The organism is Pseudomonas sp. LPH60 (assembly GCF_030718165.1).
Lineage (GTDB): Bacteria > Pseudomonadota > Gammaproteobacteria > Pseudomonadales > Pseudomonadaceae > Aquipseudomonas > Aquipseudomonas danubii.
Map to the genome: position 1 here is coordinate 920,386 of NZ_JAVAJH010000002.1, position 17,800 is coordinate 938,185.

A 17,800-nucleotide genomic window follows, 5' to 3' on the forward strand; every position below is an offset into this window, starting at 1 on the left:
ATTCTTTGGAGTCGCCCTTTGTTCAATTAAATTGCGTGCAATTTAATTGAGCGCTATTTTTACCGCCTCTTATCTTGAATGGAATTGCTGCCATGACCGATTCGCTGCTGACTATTCCCTGCACCACCATCAAGGGTGAACACAAGACCCTGGCAGACTTCTCCGGCAAGGCCGTGCTGGTGGTCAACACCGCCAGCAAATGTGGCTTCACGCCCCAGTACAAGGGATTGGAGGAGTTGTGGCAGACCTACAAGGACCAGGGCCTGGTGGTACTGGGGTTTCCGTGCAACCAGTTCGGCAAGCAGGAACCGGGTGACGAAGGGGCGATTTCCGAGTTCTGCGAGCTGAACTACGGTGTCAGCTTCCCGCTGTTCAAGAAGATCGAAGTCAATGGCGCCGCCGCTCACCCGTTGTTCGTCCAGTTGAAGAAGCGTGCGCCTGGGGTCCTGGGTTCCCAGGGCATCAAATGGAATTTCACCAAGTTCCTGATTGGCCAGGACGGCAAGCTGGTCAAGCGTTTTGCGCCGACCACCAAGCCCCAGGACCTCGGCCGCGAGATTGAAGCCCTGCTCAAATGAACGACCTGTCGGCTGATTCACTGAAACTCGATTCCCAGCTGTGTTTCAAGCTGTACGCTGCCTCGCGGGCGGTGGTTCGTGGCTACAAGCCGATGCTCGACCGCCTGGGCCTGACCTATCCGCAGTACCTGGTGATGCTGGTGCTGTGGGAGTGGCATGCGGTGCCTGTGCCGCAGCCGACGGTGAAGGCGCTGGGGGAGCGTCTGTCCCTGGACTCCGGCACCCTGACCCCATTGCTCAAGCGTCTTGAACAACTGCAACTGGTGCAGCGCCAACGCTCAGGACGTGATGAGCGGGAAGTGCACCTGAGCTTGAGTGAAACGGGCCTGGCGCTGCGCGATCAGGTGCCGTCGCTCAAAGCGGCGCTATTGTGCGAGAGCGGCGTTGACCTCAACAGCCTGGACCAGTTGCGCGACGGCCTCGATCACCTGCTGCAGCAGATCAGAGCCTTGTCGTAGTGGGCACCCACAGATCCAGCAGGGCGATCAGTTCCTCGCGGCGAAATGGCTTGGCCAGGTAGTCGCTCATGCCCGCCGCTCGGCAGCGTTCGCGTTCCTCGGGCATGGCGTTGGCGGTCAGGGCAATGATCGGCAAGTCCGGCCAGCGCCCACTGCGGCGGATCTGTCGGCTGGCTTCATAACCGTCCATGACCGGCATATTGCAGTCCATCAGCACCAGGTCGAAGCGGTTGTGCTCCAGCTGGTTGAGGGCCTCGGCGCCATGGACGGCCACGGTCACGGCACACCCGAGCTTGCTGAGCATGCCTTTGGCCACCAGTTGATTCACCGGGTTGTCTTCCACCAGCAGAATGTCTGCCCGGCGGATCTGCGCCGGCATTTCCAGTTGGGCGTCATTGAGGGTAATGGTTTCCGCCAGCAACGAGCGGCGCAGGGTCTGATACAAGGCATTGCGCGCCAGGGGGCGAGCCTGTTGCTGCAGCGGTGCCAGGGCGCTGGCCTCTTCGCTGGGCAGGAAGCTGCCATAGGCGGTCACCAGCAGGATCGGCGCGGTAATGGCCGGGCGCAGGCCGAACAGGCATTCCGGGCAATCCGTGATCAGCAGGTCGGGGTCACGCCCGGCCAGCGAGTCCTCGATGTCGTAACGCTGGTAGTCGAGCCCCCAGGTCGGCAGCAGGGAACCCAGCAGTTCAGCCAGGCCGCTGCCGGCGTCGGTGATGGCGATGATCTTGCCGGACAGCGCCGGCGGCGCAATGGCCGGGGTGTGGCAGGGCAGCGGCAGATCGGCGCAGAACTGACTGCCGAAGCCCACTTCCGAGCTGATGCTCAAGCGCCCGTTCATGGCCTCGCAGAGGTTGTAGGTCAGGGCCAGCCCCAGCCCCGTGCCGCCGTATTGGCGGGTGATACCGGCGCCCGCCTGGGTGTAGGGCTGGAAGATCCGCACCTGGGCTTCCTGGGCGATGCCGATCCCGGTGTCGCAGATTTCGATACGCACCCCGTCGCCCTGGGTGCTCAGGCGCACATCGACGCGGCCGAAGCGGGTGAACTTGAGGGCATTGGACAGCAGGTTGCTGACGATCTGTCGTACCCGCATCGGGTCCCCCAGCACCAGGGCCGGAAAGTCCGGGGCGATCAGGCAGGCCAGTTCCACGCTGGCTGCCGCGTTCTGCGACAACAGGTTGGCGGTGTCTTCCACCAGCACCCCGAGGTCGAAGGGGATGCGCTCCAGCTCCAACTGCCCGGCGTCGAACTTGGACATGTCGAGAATATCGTTGAGCAGCTCCACCAGGACTTTGCCGGAGTCGTGGGCGATAGACAGTTGCTGGCGCTGTTCGGGGGTCAGCGGGCTGTCCAGGGACAGGGCGATCATCCCCAGCAGGCCGTTGAGCGGGGTGCGGATCTCGTGGCTCATGTTGGCCAGGAATGCGGCGCGGGCCTGGGCCATGTCCAGGGCAGTGCGCCGGGCGATCTCCAGCTCCTCGTTGGACTGGCTGAGCCGGGCGTTGCTGGCCTTGAGCTCGGTGGTGCGTGCCGAGACCATGTTTTCCAGCTGCCCGAGGTATTCGGTCAGACGGTTCTCGGCATTGCGTCGTTGCTGGATCTCGGTGGCCATGATCTCGAATTGCTGGTTGGCCACCTTGACCAATACCCCGACTTCATCGTTCTCGTGGCCATGGGGAAACTCCAGTTTGGTCTGTTGCGGGCTGCGCGGGTCACGGCTGCTGAGCTCGCGGATCACCCCCACCAGAGGCTTGGTCAGCATCACATAGAACAGTGCCAGGAGAATCCCGGTGAGGATCAGGCTACGGGCGAAGCCGTTGATCAGGGTGACCTCGGCGCGGCGCAGGAAGCGGCTGCCGAAGGCATAGGTGTCGACGTCCAGATGCAGCGTACCGAGGGACTCCTCGGGCAGGTGGCTGAGGTACAGGCGATTTTCGAACTGCCGGTCGGCACCGAACAGGAAGTCGCTGAGGGCCCGGTAGGGGCTCTGTTGCGCGGGCCGTTCGACGTTGGCCAGCAGGGTATTGTTGTTGTCGATGAGCTGCGCACGAATGATCGCCGGGGAACGCAGCAGACCCAGGGTCAGTTCCTGGGCCAGTTCGGAGTCGATGTTGTAGGCAATGCGTGAGGCCGGGTTGTGACTGATTTCCAGCAGTGACTGAATTTCACGATTGATGGAGGCATCTTCGCTGGCATAATCGATGCCGATTTGCAGCAGACTGAGCGCGGTCCCCAGAATGAAACCCACCAGCACGGTGAGCCGGGCCTGTTTATAGGACAGGCGATTGGTGAACTTGATATCCATGGGGGGCTGAACCACTTTCGTTTCCCTTCGCTGCGCAAGCATAGCTGATCATCTTTGGTTGCCGGCCTGGCCTGGCAGCAGCTGATAAGGCAATAGACCCTTTGATCAGGACGGCGTTTGGTCTGTGTGACGCATCATTACCTTGAACGTGCCTGAGGAAAAGTCGTGGATGCCCGATTGAATGCATTTCTTGAACGTGCCGATGCCGTCCTGGCCCGAATCGAACCGCTGCTACCTGCCTTGCGCCAGAGCATCGACTGGAATCAGTGCCTGGCAGCCCGCTGGCAGCGTGAAGGCCGCGGTGGCTTCCTGCTGCCCCTGGAAGTCAGCCTGGACATGCGCCTGAGCGATCTGATCGGGGTCGACAAGCAGCGCGAGCAGTTGGCGCGCAATACCCAGCAGTTTCTTGACGGCCTGCCGGCCAACCATGCCTTGCTCTGGGGCTCGCGTGGCACCGGTAAATCCTCCCTGGTGCGAGCCTTGCTGGCCGAGCACGCCAAGGGCGGCCTGCGGTTGATCGAGATCGAGCGTGATCACCTGGCGGACCTGCCACGGGTGGTGGAGCAACTGGTCAAGCTGCCCCAGCGTTTCGTGCTGTTCTGCGACGACCTGTCGTTCGAGGCCGGCGAGGGCGACTACCGGGTGCTCAAGAGCGTACTCGACGGTTCCCTGGAGCAGGCTCCGGAAAACGTGCTGTTGTACGCCACCTCGAACCGCCGGCACCTGGTGCCGGAAAAGGAAAGTGACAACGAGAACTGGAAGCGCGTCGACGGCGAGCTGCACCCCAGCGAAGCGGTGGAAGACAAGATCGCCCTGTCGGACCGCTTCGGCCTGTGGCTCTCGTTCTATCCCTTCACTCAGGAACACTTTCTCAATGTGGTGGAACACTGGATCGGCGAACTGGCGCGCAAGGCCGGCTTGAGCTGGCAGCGCACTGAAGAGCTGGACATTCTGGCGGTACGCTGGGCCACGGGCCGGGGCAACCGCAACGGCCGATGTGCCTATCAATTTGCCCGCTATTGGGTGGGCTTGCAGTTGTTGGAGCAAAAAGCATGATCGATTTGCAAAGTGCCGGCCAAGGCCTGGATGGCTACGGGCTGCTGTGTGCCCAGCTGGAGTCGCTGTTGGCCGATGAGCGTGACTTCATCGCCAATGCCGCGCAGTTCTCGGCGTTCCTGTTCAGCCAGCTCGATGACCTGAACTGGGCCGGCTTCTACCTCAATCGCAACCAGGAATTGGTGCTCGGCCCGTTCCAGGGCCAGATCGCCTGCGTGCGGATACCCTTCGGTCGTGGCGTTTGCGGCACCGCCGCGGCCACCCTGCAGACTCAACGGGTAGAGGATGTGCATGCCTTTGCCGGACACATCGCCTGTGACAGCGCGTCCAACAGCGAGCTGGTGGTGCCCCTGGTCAAGGACGGCCGGTTGATCGGCGTGCTCGACCTGGACAGCCCGAAGCTGGCCCGCTTCAGCCCGGCGGACCAGGCCGGGATCGAACAACTGGCGGCGATCTTCCTGCGCTTGAGTGACTGCTGACCGCCATCAGGCGGTCAACCCTGCCTTTTTCAACAGAGCGTCACGATCCACGGCATCGATCTGCTGTGGCACCAGGAAGCGCTCGGCGTAGCGCTGATAGATCTGCTCCTGAAGAAACAGCTCGAACAGTTCGGGATCGATGTGGGCGTCGCGGCACATCATGGCCATGATGTTCAGCGCTTCGCTGAGGGTCTTGCCCTTCTTGTAGGGGCGGTCTGCCGCGGTCAGTGCCTCGAAGATATCGGCAATCGCCATCATCCGCGCCGGCAGGCTCATCTGTTCACGCTTGAGCTGTTTGGGGTAGCCGCTGCCGTCCATTTTCTCGTGATGGCCGCCGGCGATCTCCGCCACGTTCTGCAAGTGGCTGGGAAAGGGCAGGTGGTTGAGCATGATGATGGTCTGCACGATGTGGTGATTGATCACATAGCGCTCCTCGGCGGTCAGCGTGCCTCGGGGGATGCTCAGGTTGTACAGCTCGCCACGGTTGTACTTGTGGGCTGGCACCTGGAGCTTGAAGCCCCAGGGATTGTCCGCGGTCATGATCTCCACGGCGCTGCGTTCCAGCAGGTGTTCCGGCTTGTCCGCCAGCAGATGCTCCTGCACCGGCAGGCTGGGCGCCGGGGTGCGGTTCTGACGCTGCAGCTCTTCCCAGGAAACCCCCAGGCGATCGTCCAGGGTCCGGCTCCAGGTGCGCTGGGCGATGATCTGCAGGCGCTGCTGGTCGGCCTCGGCCATGAACTCGGCCCCCAGATTGCAGTGCGCGACAAAAGCGAAATCCTCGTCCAGGGCCCGCAGGTGCTCGTCGCGCTCGGCGGCCTGGGCGGTGGCCTCGGCCCCTTCGGCCACGGCCCGCCAGTAGTCGATCCAGGCATCGCGCTTGAGCACTTCGAAGCGGGTGCGGATTTCATGAATCCGGTCATTCAGGGTTTCCAGCTTGGTGGCTTTGTCCACCACGTATTCCGGGGTCGTGACCTTGCCGCAGTCATGCAGCCAGGCGGCGATATGCAAGGCTTCCCACTCGTCGTCGCTGGGTTGATAGGCGGCGAACCTCGGGTCCTGGCTGGCGGCAGCGGCTTCGGCCAGCATCAGGGTCAGGGCCGGCACGCGCTGGCAGTGGCCGCCGGTGTAGGGACTCTTGGCATCGATGGCCCCGGCCAGCAACTGGATAAAGGCGTCCAGCAGATGCTTTTGCTTGTTCTGCAGGCGCTGGCTCTCGATGCACAGCGCGGCAGTGGCGGACACCGCCTGGATAAAGGCGATACGGTCCGGGCTGAGTTTTTCCAGGTCTGCCTCGGTGCCGCTGTCCACCAGAAACAGTAGGAGCATGCCCACCGTTTCGTTGTGCCGATTGCGCAAGCGGATGCCCACCAGATGGGAGCTGGGACTGTCCAGGGCCAGCAGTACGCTTTGCAGGCTGCCGGCCTGTTCGAAGCCCAGGGTAGTGACCACGTTGTCGTTGTCGGTCAATTGATGCAGCCAGTCCGGGAGCCTCGGGTCCGTCAGGTCTTTGGTGGCGATATCGAAGCGCTGCAGGTCCTGGAGTTGTCCATCGATGATCAGGCCATAGGGTTGCAGGCGCGAACCCTTGCTTTCCGTGAGGTAGATCAGCCCGGCCTGGGCCTGGGCGATCTTCACGGTCTCGAACAGCACCCGTTGCAGCAGGGGATCGAAGCGGGTTTCGGCGGACAGGCTGGCGTTGATCTCGAAAAAACTGGCCAGGGTATCTTTCATCCGGGCCATGGACAGGCTCAGTTGGTCCACCTCCAGCACAGGTGAGCGCCGCGACACCGGGTAGTCGAAATCGAAGCTGCGGATGGCGTCCGCTTCCTGCACCAGAGCGTGCAGTGGCCGTACCAGAATGCGCGAGATCAGCCAGCCCAGGGGCAGGCACAGCAACAGGGTGGTCAGCGTGATCAAGGCCCCTTGCCAGCGCAGGCGGTAGGCATCGACCAGCAGTTCGTCCTCGGGCACCAGCAATGCCAGTCGCAGTCCGCCGGGCCCGCCTTCGGCGATATGGCTGCTGGCGACTATCCAGTCGCGTCCCAGGGCCTGCAAGTGACCGTCAACGGTCTGTCCCTGCAACAGGGCATCGAGCATCGGGTTCAGGTCATTGCCCTTGATCAGGCGCGCGCTGCGCTGTTCCAGCAGCAGCTTGTGGCTGTCGGGGTAGGCCACGACGTTGCCCTGGTCATCCAGCAGTGCCACCTCGGTGGCCGGTGTGACCCGGTTCTTGGCCAGGGTCGATGACAGTTGTTCGAGGGTCAGATCGGCACCGATCACTGCCATTCTGCCGCTGCGCCGGGCCAGGGTGGTGCCGACGTTGAGGGTGGAATAAAACACATAGGGCCGGGTGGTGATCTGGTCGGCATCGCCCCGGGCGCTGGAGAACCAGTCACGGGTTCTTGGGTCGTAGCGCTCGTCGGCGTGGTGCCGACGGTCGATCAGGGACAACCCGGCGTCATAGAACAGCGACTGTGAGTGAACCTGGCCGTTGCTGGCATTGCGCTCGATGCTCCAGATTTCGTAGGCGCTGTCCGGCGGGGCATGGCGCTTGTCCTTGATCTCGGCGTTGCGCAGCGGACGCACCATGAAGAAGTCGCCATTGGCATATCCCAGGTACAGCGAGGCCAGGTTCGGGTTGTCCTGCAACGACTGGCTGAACGGCTTGAGCAGCGCCAGACGCTGTTCCAGGTTGGAAGCCTGGGCTGCCGGGTTGTCCGCCAGCAGGCTGAGCAGGTGGCGTATGGGGTCATAGGTGGATTTCAGGTCGCTGCGCACATCCTGTTCGATGCGCTGGAAGAGTTTTTCACTGCTGCCCAGGATGATGCGTGTGGTCTGTTGGTAGTTGTAGATGCCCAGTACCACGCCAGTCAGGAGCAGCAGCAGGGTGAACATCACGCTGATATGGATATGAAGAGGAAAGCGGCGTTGTGTCGGTTGTGGCGTGCTCGGCATTCCAATTCTCTCCAAGGGCACATCAGGCATGGCTCAGGAACCAAGCATAGTTAAGGCCGGTATTCTCTGCCTTGGCTTTGCCTGGGGATTGAGGATGTCGGGAAGTCCATGGGCATGGACCCCATGGAGGTGGACTACTGCGCTGAAATACTGGCCCTTTGATATATACCTGGCAAGAGGCTTGATCATCGGGGATCCGCAAGGTCCGAAGCCTCCGGGGCCACGGCGGGGCAGGTGGCAGTCGGTGTCCATTGCTGGTCCAGATGCTGCAGCAGGGATTGGGTAAAGCGCAGCAGGGCCCGGTCCAGGGCGTTGCTTGCGGCGCGACAGGCCTCGATCCCGGCGTTGTCCTGGCAGACCCGCTCCAGGGCTTCGCAACAGGCCAGCAAAGAGGTAGCACCGAGCATTTTCGCCGAACCCTTGATCTTGTGTGCCAAGGCTGCCAACGCTTGGGAATCGCCGGCCGGAATCAGTCCCAGGGCGAGGCGGTCCTCGCGACAGCACTGCAGGAGCGCCTTGAGCATGCGCAGGGCAAGCAGTGGCTGGTTGCGGGTCAGGGTGCGCAGGGTCGATATGCTGAAACTGTCCGCCCTGGGCAGCGCCTTGAGTGTCTCCAGTGTCTGGCTCAGCAGGTTCAGATCCAGGGGTTTGAGCAGGCAGTCGTGCATGCCGGCATTCATGCAGCGCTGGATCGTCTGGGTATCGTCGCTGGCGCTGCAACCGAGGAGTGTCACCGGCGGCCGTTGCTGCAGCGCTTCATGTCGGCGGATGGTCTCGGCCAGTTGATAGCCGTTCATCAAGGGCATGTTGCAATCGACGATCAGCAAGTCGAAATCGCCTTCTTGCCATTGCTCGTAGGCCTGCACCCCATCCCCCACGCAGGTGACCCGGTGCCCGAGGTACTCCAGTTGTTCCTGCAGCAGTGTCAGGCTGGCGCGGTGGTCGTCCGCCAGCAGGATGTCCAGAGGCAGGCGGTTGGCCTGGGGTACAGGGGCCGGGCTGGCTCGGGCTGCCCCCTCCCGCCCGGCCAGGGGCAACTCCACCCGGACTTCGCTGCCGGGGCCGCGGCGCCCGTGCAGGCTCAGCTTGCCCCCCATCTGCTGGCACAGCTGATGGCTGATGGGCAGCCCGAGCCCGGTACTGTCCCGTGGCGACTGGCTGTGCGGGTCAACCTGGGCAAAGGGTTGCAACAGTCGTTGCCGCTCCTCCCGGGGCATGCCTATGCCGGTGTCCAGCACCTGCAGTAGCAGCTTGTAGTGCCCCTTACGCATCGTGGGTTGCAGTTGCAATCTGACCAGGACCGTACCCTGGTGGGTGAACTTGATTGCGTTGCTCAGCAGATTTGCCAGCACCTGCTTGAAACGCAGGGTGTCAAGCAGCACCAGGGGCTCTGGCTCAGGGGCCTTGAACTCAAGGCTGAGGTCCAGGTTCTTCTGCCGGGCCAACGCCTGGAACATCCCCATCACCCCGTCGACGCTGCCCCGCAGGTTGCTCCAAGTCGGGTTCAGTTGCAGGTGGCCGGATTCGAGCCGGCTGATGTCCAGCAGGTCCCCGAGCAACTCGCGCAAATCCCTGGCGGCGCCCAGGGCCAGTTCCAGGGAGGCGTGGTTTTGTGGATGGTCCCTGGTTCGTTGCAGGATCAGTTCCAGTAGGCCGATGAAGGCGTTCAGCGGAGTACGGATTTCATGGCTCATGCAGCCCAGGAACTGGATTTTGCACCGGTCGGCTTCTTCGGCTTGGCGCTTGCCGGTTTCCAGTGCCGCCACCGATTGTTCCAGCCTCCCGGATTGCTGCCGAAGACTGTGCCGTTGTCGGTAGAGTCGCGCCTGGTTCAGCCATGACGCCAGCAGCAGGACCAGCAGCGTGATAACGCCGGATGGCGAGAGCAGGACCTCGATCATCGCCGCGGCGCTCGACGGGGCCAGGGCATGAGGAGCTGGCGCTTCATATCAGTTCATTGCGCTTGGCCATGTCCACCAGTTCATTCATGGAGGTGGTGGCGAGTTTTTGCATGATGCGCTTCTTGTAAGTACTGACAGTCTTGTTGCTGAGAAACATGCCCGTAGCAATTTCCTTATTGGTTTGGCCCATTGCAAAAAGCTTCAGAACCATCAACTCCCGATCATTCAACGAGTTGAATTGCGCCAACTCCAAAGTTTCACCAAGAGCACTTCGATCAACTTGCAGCGCCTGGCTGGGAAAGTAGTTGTAGCCACTGCAGATGGCCTTGATGGCGCTGAGCAATTCACTCAGGTCTTCCTGTTTGCAGACATAGCCGCTGGCCCCGGCGCGCATGCAGCGATTGGCGAACAAGGCCGCCGACTGGGCGGTGAGGACCAGGATTCGCAAGGGCCTGGGCATGTTGCTCAAGCGTTCCAGCAGCTCCAACCCGTCGAGTTTTGGGATGCAGATATCGAGTATGACCAGGTCCGGTTCGCCTTCACGAACCATTTGCAAGGCATCGACTCCATTATCGGTTTCCCCGAAGACTCTATAACCCTCGTGTTCCAGCAGAATACGAATGGCCATGCGTATGACAGGGTGATCATCAACGATAAGTACTGTGCCCATACTGGTCTCCTACCGATAAATGGAAGTTCGAACAGTAGCCCAGCTGATGGAATGGAAGTAGCTGTGAAAGTGTGGAAAAACCCAATCTAAGACGGGTCCTACAGCGAATAAGGGGAGGTATTACAGCCAGTTGGCATAGAAGGGAAGTTAAAGCGGGATTGACCTGCATCGGGCCGCCGGCTACGGCGGTAAAAAGTCGCTGGCGAATGCCATCGCAGGCCGCCCCCCGGGAGGAGGGCGGCCTGAGCCTCATGGCGTTTTCTGATCGATACCGGCTTGCAGCAGCTGGCTGTCACTGTGGGCGCCGACACGCAGCGGGCCGAGGTTGAACAACTGGTCCTTCTGGGTGGCGTCATCCTGTTTGCGGGTCAATTCGGCCACGCTGCCCGTGGCAATGTTGACCGGTGACTTGGACAGGTTGGCGCCGACGTCCACGCGCAGTTCCGAGCCGGCCAGGTCGGTTTTGCTGACCTTGGAACCTCCCAGTTCGACGCGACCCTCGCTGGCCCCGATGCGCGCACCGGTGAGCTGGGTTTCGCCGCTGACCTTCAGGTTGACGCCCTGCTGGGTACTGATCCCCGAGGCCTGTTCCACGCGGTTCTTGCTCTCGTGGCTGACGTTCAGGTTCAAGGTCGGGGTATAGGAGGTCTGACCGCTCTTGTCGCCAAACAGCACGCCTTCAGCGGTATTGGCCACTTTGCTGCCGGCGGTGTTCTTCTCGCTGACCGAATAGCTGTCGCTGGTTTTTGGCCAGAAGCGCTCTTTCAGGCTGGAGAGACGATTGCCCACGGCGTCGGCCTTGTCGGCCAGGTAGTTCTTGGCCTTGTCCACGCCGTTGCCAATAGCGCCGCGGGGTTCGGGGTTGACGTCGTAGCTGCCGCTGCGGCTGAGTTTCTCCCCCAGGCGCTCCTTGGCTTCGCTGGCCTTGGCGACCACGCTGTCCTTGGCCGAGCTGACCTTTTCCACCCCTTTGTCGACGGCGTTTTCCAGCTTCTCGCGGTGTTTGTCGAAACCTTTCTCGGCCTTGGCCTTCAGGTCGTCCTTGAGCGGACCGGCCGGCTTGGCCAGCTTGTCCACCAGCCCCGGCTGGTTCTTCGCCACTTCCAGCTTGGCGTCGATATTGACCTGGGTGCTGCGCAGCCGATCCTGGCGGCTTTCGATGTCGAGGTTGCCACCGATGGCACCGTCGAGGCGTTGCGCGTCGATGTTGGCGCCGGCCAGATGCACGTTACCGGCACTGTTGAGGGTCACCTGATCGGCCTTGATCAGGCTGTTGTGCTGAGTCGTGTTCTGGCGCTGATCGACGTCGATCTTGGCCCGGGCATTGATCCCGCGATCGACTTTCGGCGTGTCGTGCTCACTGGCATCGGCCAGGGTGGTCTTGCCCATGCTGCCACCGGCGCCCAGGGTCAGGCCCCAGTTGTTGTGGGCCTGGGTGGACTGCGCCGACTCCTGGTAGATGCCGCCCTGGGCCGCATCCAGCACCACCTTGGCGGCGTCGATGCGCGTGCCTTGCAGGTGAATGGCGCTGTCGCCCTCGGCTGCGCTGGCCAGGCGTACCTGGCCCTGGCTGTAGAGCTGGGCGCCGCGCTGGCTCTGGTCGTTTTCATTGACCCGGCCGATGTTGAAGTTGGCGCTGAGGTTGACGCTCTTGCCGCTGCTCTGCTCGCTGCTGGTCTTGCTGCCACCGGCCGTGAGGCCGCCACCGAGGTTGCTGCCCTGGCTGTGGTGGGTGTCCACCGCGGCTTGCAGGTCGAGCTTGCCGCCGGCGTCCAGGGTGATATCGCCGGCCGGACGCGCGGCGTTGCCGATCTGTGTGCCTTGCAGCGTCAGGTCGCTTGCACTCTTGAGGTTGACCGGCCCCTGGCCCTGGATGCTGGCGACCCGCGCCTGGCTGTCCTGCTGCTCGAGGCTCTTGTGGTCCAGTTGCAATCCGGCGCCGACGTTGAGGTTGGTGCCGCTGCTACCTGGAGTGGTGCCCAGGGTCAGGGAGGCATCGCCACGCAGGCTGGAGTTGCTGCTGCTCTGGCGATCATTGGCCTGATTGAGTGCCAGCTTGCCGTCGGTCTTGATGTTGACGCCGCCCAGGCCGCCATTGAACTGGCTGCCTTCGAAGCGGGCATCGCCACCGACCTTGATGTCCACGCCCTGGCTGCCGGCGTAGCTGCCGACCTGGGCCTTCTCGGAGTTGCTGGTGACGTTGCTGCTGCCACCGGCACCGCTGCCACGGATGTTCAGGTCTTCACCGGTGTTGGTGTAGACCCGTACGCCGGCCTTGGCGTCCACGGCCTGTTCGCTGCTGCTGTGGGTATTGCTGGCGGCACTGGCCACCAGGCTGCCGGCGCTGATCTGCACGGCGCCGTCGGTGGCGCGGTACTGGGTGCCCTGGTCCTTGAGTTGCCCATCGGCCTTGACCGCGACCTGGGCGCCGCTCAACTGGCTGACCACAGCGGTGCTGGCGTTTTCGCTGCGTTGGCGGTTCTGGTGGCTGACATCCACATCGAGCCCGACATTGGGCTGTTCCAGGGCATCGAGTACCCCAGGCTGGTGGAACTTGCGCTGGGCCACACCCTGGATGGCTTTTTCGATGGGGCGGGTGACGCCCTTGTATTCGACGTTGGCGCCGACATCCACCGCCCAGTTGTTCTCCTTGTGGCTGCTGCTTTCGCGGTTGTGTGCGGCCTGGTTGTCGATCTCGGCTGCATTGACCTGCAATGCACCGCCGGCCTTGACCTGGGCGCCTTCGGTGGTGAGGCGGTTGCCGGCATTGATGGTCAGGTTGCCGCTGGCGGCGATGTTGCTGGTCTGGGCAGTGCTCTTGCTGCTGCTGTCCTGGCTGCTGGTGTGGGCCACTTCCAGGCCATTGCCGGCGCGGTCGAGGCCGCCGGTGTAGTAGAAGCCGCCACCGGTGGTGGTGCTGTCGCTGTGCTTGTCGGTGGTGTTGTCCGCCGCCAGCAACTGCACATTCTTGCCGCTCAGGCTGGCATCGCCGGCCGTGGCCGCAAGGTCGCTGCCTTGCACCTTGAGGTCTTCACCGGCGGTGACCGCCAGGGTGCCGCCAGTGAGGCTGGAGGCCTGTTGCCGGGTGCTGTCGCTGCTGTCGTTGCGCTGCTCATCCTGGTAGCGCACCCCGGCCCGGTACTGGCTGGTGCCCGGGGCGTTTTCCTTGGCGTAGGCGTCGAAGCCGCGCTTCTGGGTGCTGCTGCTGTCGTGCTGGGTGTCTGCGGCGGCCGCGACCTTGACGGTGCCCTTGGCGCTGGCGTCCAGTGCTCCCGCAGCGGTCACCTGGGAGCCGCTGATGGTCAGGTCCTCGGCACTTTGCAACTTGAGGTTGCTGTCCGAGCGCACCTGGCTGCTGACGGTGGTGCTGTCCTTGTGCTGCTGACGGCTCTCATCCTTGGTGATGCCGAAGAACTTGCTGTCCTTGCTGTGGCTGTTGCGGTGAGAAGTGTTCTGCACGCCGTCGATGGTCAATGAACCCTTGTCGCTGATAACGCTGGCCTGGGTGCCGCCCCGGGCCTGGCTGCCGCTGATGCGTACGCTGTCGGCGCGCACGATCAGCTTGCCGTCGGCGATGACCTTGCTGCCCTGGTTCTCGGTCTTGCCCTGGTCGCCGTCGGCGTTCTTGCCGAAGAAACCACCGCCCACCAGGTCACCGGAGTAATGCTGGTTGCTTTGGCTCTGCCGGCGGCTGGCGCTGTTGATGTCGACGTCCTTGGCGGCCAGTTGGATGTCGCCCTGGCTGTGCAGTTCGGCGCCCTCAAGGCGCAGATTCTGCTGGCTGTCGAGTTGCAGTTGCTTGCCGCTCTTGAGCTGGCTGGTGACGCTGCGCTGCTGGCTGCTGGCGTTGTCCCAGTTTTCTTTCCACAGGTGCTTGCGGTGCTGGCCCTGGTCGCGCTGGGTCTGGGTTTCGGTGGCGGCAGTCAGTTGCAGGTCGCCGCCGCTGCGGGCACTCAGGCGATTGCCGGCTTCGACGCTGCTGCCCTGGATCCGGGTATTGGCGCCGGATTTCAGCTCGGCGTCATGCTGGGCCAGCACCTTGTTACCGTGCTGGCGTGTTTCGCTATCGGTCTGGGTAGCGTCGTAGGTCTCCCAGGTGATGCCGATGGTGCTCTTGTCCCACTGTTGGCGTTTTTCCTGGAGCTTGCGGCTTTCGATGCTGCTCAGGGTCAGGTTGCGCCCGGCATCGAGCTTGACGTTGCGGCCGCTGACGTCGGTGGCGGCCAGGGTCAGGTCCTTGGCGCCGTGCAGTTCGATATCGCCCTGGCTGCGGACGCCGGCGCGCGTGGCGTCGAGGCTGTTGGCCACGGCCTCGCCGCGGATGTCCAGATCACCGGCGGAGCTCAGCTTGACTCCGTCGCGGCCATCCACCTGGACGGCGCCCACCCGGACTCCGGCACCTTCAGCGGTGCTGACGATGTTGATCCGCCCGGCCTGCATGGCACCGAACAGGCTGGCATCGATGCGCTGGTCCTGGGTGTGGCTGCTCGGGTCGACCTTCAGCACCTTGCCGCTGGGGTAGTCGAGCTGATTGCGGCCCACGGTCACGTTCAACTGGTCCCGGGCGGCGAGGCTGCCCTTGCTGTCGATGCGTGGGGCGATCAGGTTGATCGAGCCTTCGGCATTGCGCAGACCGCCGCCGTGGATATCCAACTGGCCCCGAGCGTCCTGGGTGTTGAGTCCCTGCAGCTTGCCGTCCTGGAGTTCCGGGCGACCCACCACCAGGCTGGCATTGGGGGTGTTGATGAAGCTGCCACCATTGACCGAGATGCCGTTGGGGTTGGCCAGCACGAAGTCGGCGGCGCGGCCGAAGATTTCCTGGGCGCCATTGAGTTGCGAGGCGTTGCGGCTGATCACCTCGTTGAGGATCACGCTGGCCGCCTGGCCCTGGAGTTGTGCGTTGGCCGCCAGTTGTCCGGCCAGTTGCGACTGCCCGGCCTGCAGGGCGTTGTTCAAGACCACGCCTTGTTGCCCGACGTTGTAGTCCAGGAACTGGTTATGGGACAGGCCTCCGGCATTGGGCGCGACGATGTTGACGATGGGCACGCCGCCCTGGTTTTGCAGTTGCGGGGTGCCGCCGGGGCCTTCGACCACGGTGATTCCGCCGGCCAGGGCCAGGGGCAGATGGGACACCAGCAGCAGGCCGGCGATGGTCCAGCGCAATGTGCCTTGGGGTGAAAGGTTGAATCTATGAGTGTTGTCAGGCATGAGAACCTCGTGCTGAGTGGGTGAGCCGGGCGTTGCTTTCTTGGGTGCAACGGCGCGTTGTGCTCAGGTTCATCGGGTGTTTCAGGCTAATCGGCGGTTGATCAAATCTGCAGGCTGAACCTGGCCAGCCAGACTTCCGGTTCTGTGCGAAAGCCCTGCGGGTTGGTGAGGCTGCGTTGGTAATCCAGGTCGACCTGGAGGTTTTTCCAGGCCAGGTTGAGGCCCAGGCTGGCACCGCCGAGATGGCGGCTCTGGGCGCCGTGCTCAGCCTTGATCCAGCCGTTGTCCAGGCCCAGGCGTGGGGTGATCTTGACCGGCAGGTCGCTGTTGAGCGGCAGACGCAGGGTGTTGCGCCACACCACGCCGATGGCGCCGGAGGCACTGTTGACGCGGTAGCCGCGCACGGCCGAGTCATCGGTGCCCAGCAGTTGTTCGATGGCCGGCAGCGGGTCCGGGCTGTATTGGGCCGAGAGCTGGCTCTGCCACTGCCAGCGCTGCTCGCCCAGCTGGCCGTTGCGCCACTGGCTGAGGCCGGCGCGGTACTTGCGGAACTGCGCCTGGGGCAGGTTGCGTTGCACCTGCTGCGAGTCACGGTCGGCGCCGAACCAGGTCAGGCCCTGGGCGTAATTGACATCCAGGTTCCATACCGCGCTGTTGAGCCAGAACAGGTTGAGCCCGGCCTCGGCCACGGTCAGGGTCGGGCTCTGGATCTGCAGGTGGGCTTTTTGCAGGTAGCTGTCCACGTCCTTGTAGGCCAGTTGCAGGTTGGCGCTGAGCTGGTGGCTCTGATCGCGCCACAGCACCCGGTCGGCGCGGCCGCTGACCATGTCGGTGCGGCCGCTGTTGTACAGGGTGGTGCGGGCCAGCTTCAGCGGGGCGCGGTATTCGGCGTGGCTGGCGAACAGGCTGTAGGTCCAGTAACCGTAGGGCACCGAGTAGAACAGGCTGCTGCTGCGGCTGTAGCGCGGGCCGTGGTTGAGGGTGTCGCTGTAGTTCAGGTTCAGCGCGTCGTTGATCTGCAACGGGCTGTCGAGGTTGAGGTTGATCGACTGGCGGTCACGCCCGGTGCCGGCGCTGCCGAGGTTATCCACACCCAGGCCGAGGCCCCAGCGCGCGGCGCTGCTGCGCGAACGCAGGATGATCCGCGAGGCGCCGGGCTGGCTGCCTGGGGCGATGTCGGCAGTCAGGTCCAGGGAGCGCAGGCGGTTCAACTGGTCCAGGCCCTGTTCCAGGTCCCGCAGGTTCAGCGGCTTGCCGAGCATGCCGGGGAAGGCCCCGCCCAGGGACACCGGCAGGCTCTGGTCGGCCAGTTCGATGGCTTCGACGTAGCCTTCCTCCACCAGGATATCCAGGCTGTGCCCGGCGGCCGGGGTGCTGGCCAGGTACGGGCGGCTGGCAATGTAGCCGGCCTCGACATAGAGGCGAGTGATGGCCGCCAGCAACTGGTTGATCTGATTGACCCCCATGCACGGCGCTACGTACGGCTTGATGGCGTCGTTGAGCCGGGTTTTGCCGAACAGGCTGACACCGCCGATGCGGGTGCCGCTTAAGGGCCAGCAGCGGCTGTCGCTGGCGGTCTGCTCCGGCAGGTTGGGCGTGGCCGGGGTGTTGCTGAAGCTGCCGCGCTGCATCTGCCGCTGGCGCTGCTCCAGTTGCAACTGTTGCAGGTCCCGTTGCTGTTGCTGCTGCAGGCGCAGGGCTTCCTGACCCGGTTGCAGATCGTCGGCCAAGGCCGGGGCCAGGCAACTCAGACCCAGTACCAGTCCCAGGCACCAGCTGCCGGAGTGGGCAAGAAGGGAGCGGTCGGTGCGTGATGAATAGGGCACTTGGCATCCTTACTGTAAAAAGACCAAGTGACGAACAACAGAAAAGCCGATCGTTGAGGCTCAACTAGTGACGTCGCTTTAAGTTCTGCACGGTGAATATGAGGTGCCGTCGATTGCTATATCGTTGGCCTATGTTCAAGTGCTCGCGAGTGACAATTCCTGAGTGAGAGCCGAGTGCTTCAATCTAAAATCAGGTATGACAAAAGGGTTGAGTGAGTTGCAGTGCAAACGTTACAGCGCAGTGTGAAATTAATTTTTCCGAGGGCGGTCAGCGGGGAAATATCTTGTTGAAATCGAGACTATCCGAAACTAAAAACTCGATTTGTACGTAAATTGTAAATACATAGAAGGCTAACAAAAATTC

General features: G+C 62.9%; 10 protein-coding genes. 4 read left to right on the plus strand and 6 right to left on the minus strand.

The window, feature by feature from the left end; all coding sequences use genetic code 11:
* Window positions 1–92 precede the first annotated feature (92 nt).
* The gene (locus tag Q8O96_RS09935) at window positions 93–578 is read left to right on the plus strand and encodes a glutathione peroxidase (RefSeq protein WP_102860910.1); all 486 of its coding nucleotides are present in this window, start codon (window positions 93–95) and stop codon (window positions 576–578) included.
* Window positions 575–1,036: a MarR family winged helix-turn-helix transcriptional regulator gene (locus Q8O96_RS09940; RefSeq protein WP_305948723.1), complete on the plus strand. Its 462-nt coding sequence runs from the start codon at window positions 575–577 to the stop codon at window positions 1,034–1,036. The genes Q8O96_RS09935 and Q8O96_RS09940 overlap by 4 nt, the downstream gene beginning before the upstream one ends.
* Here the strand turns inward: Q8O96_RS09940 and Q8O96_RS09945 are convergent.
* A complete protein-coding gene (locus tag Q8O96_RS09945) occupies window positions 1,020–3,341 on the minus strand; it encodes a response regulator (protein ID WP_102860912.1) in 2,322 nt (773 codons plus the stop codon). The two genes, Q8O96_RS09940 and Q8O96_RS09945, sit on opposite strands and share 17 nt — an antisense overlap.
* Window positions 3,342–3,506: 165 nt before the next feature.
* On the opposite strand from Q8O96_RS09945, the gene Q8O96_RS09950 reads away from it, so the two are divergent.
* Together Q8O96_RS09950 and Q8O96_RS09955 are read left to right on the plus strand one after the other, a co-directional pair.
* Window positions 3,507–4,397 (plus strand): ATP-binding protein, encoded by an 891-nt coding sequence (locus Q8O96_RS09950; protein ID WP_102860913.1) that lies wholly within the window; start codon window positions 3,507–3,509, stop codon window positions 4,395–4,397.
* Window positions 4,394–4,876, plus strand: a complete 483-nt coding sequence (locus Q8O96_RS09955; RefSeq protein ID WP_016965076.1) for a GAF domain-containing protein — start codon at window positions 4,394–4,396, stop codon at window positions 4,874–4,876. Before Q8O96_RS09950 ends, Q8O96_RS09955 begins: the two co-directional genes overlap by 4 nt.
* A 6-nt stretch (window positions 4,877–4,882) precedes the next feature.
* Here Q8O96_RS09955 and Q8O96_RS09960 read toward each other — a convergent pair whose 3' ends face one another.
* From Q8O96_RS09960 to Q8O96_RS09980, 5 genes are all read right to left on the minus strand, one after another.
* Window positions 4,883–7,831 (minus strand): HD domain-containing phosphohydrolase, encoded by a 2,949-nt coding sequence (locus Q8O96_RS09960; protein WP_305948724.1) that lies wholly within the window; start codon window positions 7,829–7,831, stop codon window positions 4,883–4,885.
* A gap of 185 nt (window positions 7,832–8,016) precedes the next feature.
* Window positions 8,017–9,732, minus strand: a complete 1,716-nt coding sequence (locus Q8O96_RS09965) for a response regulator (RefSeq protein WP_305948725.1) — start codon at window positions 9,730–9,732, stop codon at window positions 8,017–8,019.
* A gap of 43 nt (window positions 9,733–9,775) precedes the next feature.
* Window positions 9,776–10,402 carry a response regulator transcription factor gene (locus tag Q8O96_RS09970; protein ID WP_102860916.1) on the minus strand — a complete coding sequence of 209 codons (627 nt, stop codon included), beginning with the start codon at window positions 10,400–10,402 and terminating at the stop codon, window positions 9,776–9,778.
* A gap of 249 nt (window positions 10,403–10,651) precedes the next feature.
* Window positions 10,652–15,610 (minus strand): hemagglutinin repeat-containing protein, encoded by a 4,959-nt coding sequence (locus Q8O96_RS09975; protein ID WP_305948726.1) that lies wholly within the window; start codon window positions 15,608–15,610, stop codon window positions 10,652–10,654.
* A gap of 101 nt (window positions 15,611–15,711) precedes the next feature.
* Window positions 15,712–17,436 carry a ShlB/FhaC/HecB family hemolysin secretion/activation protein gene (locus tag Q8O96_RS09980; protein WP_371826166.1) on the minus strand — a complete coding sequence of 575 codons (1,725 nt, stop codon included), beginning with the start codon at window positions 17,434–17,436 and terminating at the stop codon, window positions 15,712–15,714.
* Window positions 17,437–17,800 lie beyond the last annotated feature (364 nt).

Bases quoted from the DNA above. Each gene is read 5' to 3' on its own strand.
- Q8O96_RS09935 (WP_102860910.1), top strand. From the start codon at position 93: ATGACCGATTCGCTGCTGACTATTCCCTGCACCACCATCAAGGGTGAA.
- Q8O96_RS09940 (WP_305948723.1), top strand. From the start codon at position 575: ATGAACGACCTGTCGGCTGATTCACTGAAACTCGATTCCCAGCTGTGT.
- Q8O96_RS09945 (WP_102860912.1), bottom strand. From the start codon at position 3,341: ATGGATATCAAGTTCACCAATCGCCTGTCCTATAAACAGGCCCGGCTC.
- Q8O96_RS09955 (WP_016965076.1), top strand. From the start codon at position 4,394: ATGATCGATTTGCAAAGTGCCGGCCAAGGCCTGGATGGCTACGGGCTG.
- Q8O96_RS09960 (WP_305948724.1), bottom strand. From the start codon at position 7,831: ATGCCGAGCACGCCACAACCGACACAACGCCGCTTTCCTCTTCATATC.
- Q8O96_RS09965 (WP_305948725.1), bottom strand. From the start codon at position 9,732: ATGATCGAGGTCCTGCTCTCGCCATCCGGCGTTATCACGCTGCTGGTC.
- Q8O96_RS09970 (WP_102860916.1), bottom strand. From the start codon at position 10,402: ATGGGCACAGTACTTATCGTTGATGATCACCCTGTCATACGCATGGCC.
- Q8O96_RS09975 (WP_305948726.1), bottom strand. From the start codon at position 15,610: ATGCCTGACAACACTCATAGATTCAACCTTTCACCCCAAGGCACATTG.